Source organism: Nocardioides sp. (genome assembly GCF_035547795.1).
Classification (GTDB): Bacteria; Actinomycetota; Actinomycetes; order Propionibacteriales; family Nocardioidaceae; genus Nocardioides.
Genome location: NZ_DASZUF010000108.1, coordinates 1 through 3,683, shown reverse-complemented (window position 1 = coordinate 3,683; position 3,683 = coordinate 1). Strand labels below are relative to the sequence as shown.

The window sequence follows — 3,683 nt, the reverse complement described above, 5'->3', positions numbered from 1 at the left end:
CTGCTGGACGACCTCCACGACGGTGCTCATCGGCATCAGGCCGCCGAGCAGCGGCATGATGGAACGGATCGCGGCGTACCCGATCAGGCCGACCACGGCGCTCTTGAGCAGCGTCTTGGCGGCGTTCCACAGCACCTGCGGGCTGAGCAGGTGCTGCTTGAAGCCCTTGATCAGGTTGAGCTTGCCGAAGTTCGGCTTGAGCGCCTTGGTGGCGAGCACGAAGCCGCCCTGGGCGACCGAGCTGAGCACGCCGACGGCCATCACGATCAGCCCGAGGGTGACCACGGCCATGAAGGCGTGCTTCATCGCGGCGCCGAGCAGGTCCAGCGCCACCGCCGGCTGCGGATCCTGGATCGCGCGGAAGCAGCCGGTCATGGTGTCCTCCCACACCCCGATCTCGTGCTTGAGCAGCGGCCCGATGGCCATCGAGAGCAGCAGGACCGTCAGCCACTGGCCGAGCTCCTGGGTGCGCGGGATCTGGCCCTTCTTGCGCGCCTCCTGCCGGCGCTTGGGGGTGGGCTTCTCTGTCTTGCGTGGGTCGGCCATGCCCGCTCGCCCCTCAGCCGCCGGCCATCGCGGTGGTGGCCTGGCCGACCAGGTCGACCAGCCGGGAGAGCGCCTGCGGCAGCACCGGGAAGGAGAGCCCGACCAGCAGCAGCGTCAGGCCGATCTTGACGGGATACATCACCGTCATCGCGTGCATTGCCGGCGCCACCTTGGTCAGCAGGGCGAGGGCGAGGTCCGCGACGAAGAGTACGGCGACCATCGGCAGTGCGATCTGCACCCCGACGCTGAACATCATGCCGGCGGCCGTGGTGAGCACGTCGCCCCACGTGCTCAGGTCGGGAGAGGCCATCAGCGGCAGGTAGTGGAACGTGTTGAGCAGGCCGCCGAGCACCAGCAGGTGGCCGCCGGTCGCCACCAGCAGGGTGGTGGTGATCATCTCGTAGAACCGACCGAAGACGCTGTTGGTGTTCATCGACAGCGGGTCGAAGGCGGCGGCCAGCTGGAAGCCGCCGTAGACGTCGACCAGCGACCCGGCCGCCGAGATCGCGGCGAACAGCACCTGGGTCAAGAACCCCATCCCGGCGCCGATCACCAGCTGGGTCACGGCGACCACGAGCAGCTCGGGCGTCGTACTCGGCAGCCGCTGGGTGGCCAGTGTCGGCGCGATCGCGAAGGAGACGCCCAGCGCCAGCACGACCTTGGCCATCGCCGGCACCGACCGGGTGTTGAACGGCGGCGCCAGCATCAGCCAGGCCCCGACCCGCAGCGAGGCGAGCAGGTAGGCCATCAGCGAGGTGCCCGCGATCGAGATGGTCATGGCCGCGGCTCAGTTCAGCAGGGAGGGGATCTGCGCGAAGAGCTTCTGGGTGAACGCGATCAGCGTGTGCAGCATCCAGTTGCCGCTGATCAGCAGGACCAGCCCGATGCCGACCACCTTGGGGACGAAGGCCAGGGTGAACTCCTGGATCTGGGTGATCGACTGGAACAGCGAGATCGCGAACCCGATCACCAGCGCTGTCAGCAGGATCGGGGCCGACAGCTTCAGGCAGACCAGCATCACCTGGAGGGCCAGGTGCATGACGGCGGTATCGGTCACCGCCAGTGGGGGCAGGGCGTCAATGCGCATAGCTCGCCACCAGCGATCTGATCACCAGCGCCCAGCCGTCCACCAGGACGAAGAGCAGCATCTTGAAGGGGAGGGACACCATCACCGGCGGCATCATCATCATGCCCAGTGCCATCAGTGCGCCGCTGACCACGACGTCGATGATCAGGAACGGGATGAAGATGATGAACCCGATGACGAAGGCGTCCTTGAGCTCGGAGAGCACGAACGCCGGCACCAGCGTGGCCATCGAGACGTCGTCGCGGTTCTTGGGTAGGTCGCGCTTGGCCACGCTGGTCAGCAGCTGCAGCTCGTCGTCGTCGGTGTTCTTGAGCATGAACGTCTTGAGCGGCTTCACACCGGCGTCGTAGGCCTGCGCGGCCGTCTTGGTCCCGTGCAGGTAGGGCTGCACGCCGGCGTCGTTGACCGCCGAGACCACCGGCGCCATCACGAACAGGCTCAGGAACAGCGCGAGCCCGGCCAGCACCTGGTTCGGCGGCGTGCCCTGCAGCCCGAGCGCGTTGCGGGTCAGGCCGAGCACCACCAGGATCTTGGTGAAGCTGGTGCAGGTCAGCAGGATCGCCGGCGCGACGCTGAGCAGCGTCAGCGCGAGGATCGTGACCAGCGACGTGGACGGCTTGTTCGCCAGGCCGCTGATGTCGACGTTGACGGTGCTCGACCCGCCGCCCGGCCCGGTCGGTCCGGTGGGTGCGGCGGTGGCCGCGGTGACGGTGCCGATGAGCAGCACCGTGGTGAGCAGCAGCAGGGTGCCGGCGCGCCGTACCAGCGCCGTCATGAGGCGTTGCGAGACGTCCCACGGGTCACCCGCAGCGCCTGGCGCCAGGTGTCCGGGGACAGCACCGAGCCGACCAGCGGACCATCCTTGGTCTGCTGTGGGGCGGCTCGGTGGGTCGGCATGACGCGGACCGGCTGTTCCTCAGCGGTCATGGCGGCAGGCCCGTGGGGCTCAACCTCGAGCTCGAGCTCCTCGGGCTCGAGCTCGGTGAGCAGGGTGACCTCGTGGTCGGTGGTGCCGAGCACCAGCACCCGGCCGGCGACGGTCACGACCGCCACGCCGGAGCCGCGGGTGAGCGCCTGGCGGTGCACCACCTGGATCGGCGCGCCGGCCCGCCCGCGGAACCGCTTGCCCGCCATCCGGGACAGCAGCAGCAGGAGGCCGATGACGACCGCCAGCGAGAAGAGCAGGCGCAGAGCGAGTTCGGTCATCAGGCCGTCGCCGCGTCGTCGAGGATCTCGGTCACGCGCAGGCCGAAGTCCTCGTCCACCACGACGACCTCGCCGCGGGCGATCAGACGGCCGTTGACCAGCAGGTCGGCGGGGCTGCCGGCCGCGCGGTCCAGCTCGAGTACGGCGCCGGGTGCCAGCGCGAGCAGGTCGCGCACCGTCATCCGGGTGCGGCCGAGCTCGACGGTGACCTCCATGTCGACGCCGTGCAGCATCTCGATGCCGCGCGCGCCCACCGTCAGCGGGGCGCCGGCGTCGCGGGGCTGCGGCACCGGGGTGGTGTGCGTGCCCGCCGGAGCGCCGCTGCCCGGGGGAGCCGGCAGCGGGTTGGTCATCGGGGCGGGAGTGACGCTCGGAGCGGGTGCGGCCGCCGGCGCCGCCGGAGCCGGGACCTCCTCCGCGGCCAGTCCGGGCCGCGCCTGGCGCAGCGTCTCCTGCGGGATCAGCAGCGCGCCGGCGATCCCGGTGCCGATGAGGGGGACGGTGGTGAACTCGCCGCCCAGGTCGTTCACGACCAGGCCCAGCTCGACGGAGCGGGCCGCGCGCGCCCGGCCGCCGAGGAACGCCGCCGCGGCGTCCAGCGCCGGCTGGGTGGCGGCGGCCAGGTCCAGGCCGCCCAGCGGCGAGGAGGCGAGCGCGTCGACCAGGTCCTGGCCGACCAGCACCGCGACCAGGCCCGGTACGGCGCCGTCCAGCTCCGCGATGGCCGCGCCGGCGAAGGCGGCGGTCACGTGCGGCGAGCCGGGCTGGGCCGGGCCGGCGGTCAGCGGCGAGGCGGAGGGCAGGACGGCGGCGGCGGCGTCGGCCGCGCCGGCGGCGAGGTCGT

6 protein-coding genes are annotated in these 3,683 nt (G+C 71.1%); all 6 read right to left on the bottom strand.

What is annotated here, in order from left to right; genetic code table 11:
- Window positions 1–546 (bottom strand): EscU/YscU/HrcU family type III secretion system export apparatus switch protein (locus VHA72_RS07485; RefSeq protein ID WP_325573820.1); only part of this gene is annotated, 546 nt, incomplete at its 3' end.
- 13 nt (window positions 547–559) lie between these two features.
- A complete protein-coding gene (locus VHA72_RS07480; protein WP_325573819.1) occupies window positions 560–1,324 on the bottom strand; it encodes a flagellar biosynthetic protein FliR in 765 nt (254 codons plus the stop codon).
- Window positions 1,325–1,333: 9 nt separating this feature from the next.
- A complete protein-coding gene (locus VHA72_RS07475) occupies window positions 1,334–1,633 on the bottom strand; it encodes a flagellar biosynthetic protein FliQ (protein ID WP_325573818.1) in 300 nt (99 codons plus the stop codon).
- Window positions 1,623–2,408, bottom strand: coding sequence for a flagellar type III secretion system pore protein FliP (gene fliP / locus VHA72_RS07470; RefSeq protein ID WP_325573817.1), 786 nt, complete (start codon window positions 2,406–2,408; stop codon window positions 1,623–1,625). The genes VHA72_RS07475 and fliP overlap by 11 nt, the downstream gene beginning before the upstream one ends.
- Entirely contained in the window at window positions 2,405–2,839 is a 435-nt protein-coding gene (locus tag VHA72_RS07465; protein ID WP_325573816.1) for a flagellar biosynthetic protein FliO, read from the bottom strand. Before VHA72_RS07465 ends, fliP begins: the two co-directional genes overlap by 4 nt.
- On the bottom strand, window positions 2,839–3,683 hold an 845-nt coding region (fliN, locus tag VHA72_RS07460; RefSeq protein WP_325573815.1), incomplete at its 5' end, for a flagellar motor switch protein FliN. The genes fliN and VHA72_RS07465, both read right to left, overlap by 1 nt.

Bases quoted from the DNA above. Each gene is read 5' to 3' on its own strand.
- VHA72_RS07465 (WP_325573816.1), bottom strand. From the start codon at position 2,839: ATGACCGAACTCGCTCTGCGCCTGCTCTTCTCGCTGGCGGTCGTCATC.
- VHA72_RS07475 (WP_325573818.1), bottom strand. From the start codon at position 1,633: ATGCGCATTGACGCCCTGCCCCCACTGGCGGTGACCGATACCGCCGTC.
- fliP (WP_325573817.1), bottom strand. From the start codon at position 2,408: ATGACGGCGCTGGTACGGCGCGCCGGCACCCTGCTGCTGCTCACCACG.
- VHA72_RS07480 (WP_325573819.1), bottom strand. From the start codon at position 1,324: ATGACCATCTCGATCGCGGGCACCTCGCTGATGGCCTACCTGCTCGCC.